The organism is Rhizobacter sp. (assembly GCF_031412075.1).
Classification (GTDB): Bacteria; Pseudomonadota; Gammaproteobacteria; order Burkholderiales; family Burkholderiaceae_C; genus Rhizobacter.
In genome coordinates, this window is sequence record NZ_JANOCG010000152.1 from 1 (window position 1) to 1,724 (window position 1,724).

General features: G+C 66.4%; 3 protein-coding genes. All 3 read left to right on the top strand.

Annotated features, from left to right (window positions below; genetic code table 11):
• The coding region (locus RMO40_RS05485) for a flagellar basal body P-ring protein FlgI (protein ID WP_309717433.1) at positions 1-285 on the top strand (285 nt) is incomplete at its 5' end.
• Positions 286-367: 82 nt separating this feature from the next.
• The gene (flgJ, locus tag RMO40_RS05490) at positions 368-1,246 is read left to right on the top strand and encodes a flagellar assembly peptidoglycan hydrolase FlgJ (protein ID WP_309717435.1); all 879 of its coding nucleotides are present in this window, start codon (positions 368-370) and stop codon (positions 1,244-1,246) included.
• A 13-nt stretch (positions 1,247-1,259) separates the two neighbouring features.
• Positions 1,260-1,724: FlgK family flagellar hook-associated protein (locus RMO40_RS05495; protein WP_309717441.1), on the top strand; the 465-nt coding region annotated here is incomplete at its 3' end.

Here is a 1,724-nt window from a genome sequence, read left to right on the forward strand (position 1 = left end):
AGCGCCTGTGCCGTGGCGCACGGCAACCTGTCGGTCACGATCAACTCCACACCCGTGATCAGCCAGCCCACGCCGTTCTCCCGGGGCGAGACGGTGGTCAAGGAAAAGGCCGAGATCACCATCAAGCAAGAACCCGGTGCGCTGATCCAGATGGCCGCGGGCGCCAAGCTCGCCGACGTGGTGAAGGCACTGAGCGCGCTGGGTGCCACACCGCAAGACCTGCTGGCGATTCTTCAAGCCATGAAGATTGCCGGTGCCTTGAACGCAGAGATTGAGGTCATATGAGCAGCCCCCACGTTCACATTCGTTCACTGCCCCCCGAGGGGGCGCAGGCCTCCCTTGGGGCGGCCCGGCGGGAGTCCTAGCCATGGCCATCTCGCCCAACTCCCCCCTCGGCGGCGACACCCGCGCGCTGGCCGGGCTGCGCAACTCGGCGTCGACCGACCCCAAGGCGGCGGTCAAGGAAGCGGCCAAGCAGTTCGAAGGCATCTTCATGCAGCAGCTGATGAAGAGCATGCGTGACGCGTCGATGTCGTCGGGCATGCTCGACAACGCCGGCACGAAGATGGGCACCGAGATGCTCGACCAGCAGTTCGCCACGCAGATGACGGGCCTGCCCGGCGGCCTCTCCGAAATGATCGCCCGGCAGCTCGAGCGCCAGCTCGGCGAGCCGCTGGCCAACATCGCCGCCGATGCAGCGAAGGCGGCCGTAACCGCCCCGCCGGCAGACAAGCCCGCGGCAACGCCACTCAGCAGCGGCCTGCAAGGCAAGGAGCGCCAGATCGGCTTCCTGAAGCTGCACGACAGCGCTGCCAAGGCGGCCGAGGCCGCCACCGGCATCCCCGCCAACTTCATGGTGGCGCAGGCCGCGCACGAGTCGGGCTGGGGCCGCCACGAGATCAAGAACGGCGACGGCTCGACCTCGTTCAACGTGTTCGGCATCAAGGCCACTAGCAGCTGGAAGGGCCCGACCACCGAGGTCACCACCACCGAGGTGATCAACGGCGAAGCGCGCAAGGTCAAGGCCAAGTTCCGCGCCTATGGCAGCTATGAAGAAGCCTTCACCGACTACGCACGGATGATGAAGAACAACCCGCGCTACGCCAAGGTGGTGGAGAGCGGTGCGTCGGCCCAGGGGTTTGCGCAGGGTTTACAGAAGGCCGGCTACGCCACCGACCCGGAGTACGCCGCCAAGCTCACTCGCATGATCAACACCACGCTGCGCCTGCAGCGAGCGAGCGCTTGATATGGCAAATTTGATGGGAATCGGCACGCGGGCGATGTTCGCCAACTACGCGGCGCTGCAAGTCACCGGCAACAACATTGCCAACGCCAACACACAGGGCTACTCGCGCCAGGAGGCGCAGCTCGCCACGGCCAAGGGCCAGTTCACCGGCGCGGGCTTTTTCGGCCAGGGTGTCAACGTCACCACGGTGGCGCGCTCCTACGACCGTTTTCTGACCAACCAGGCCGCGGCCACCAACTCGATTGCGAGCGCCGACCTCGCGCGCATGGGCCAGCTGACCCAGCTGGAAACGGTGTTGCCGCTGGGCGAAGCCGGCATCGGCCACGCCGCCCGCCAGATGCTCGATGCCTTTGTCGATGTGGCCAACAACCCGCAGGATGCGTCGGCGCGCCAGGTGGTGATTGCACGCACGCAAGAGCTGGCCGCCCGCTTCAAGACGGCGGGCGAGCAGATGAGCTCCTTGCAGACCGGCGTGACG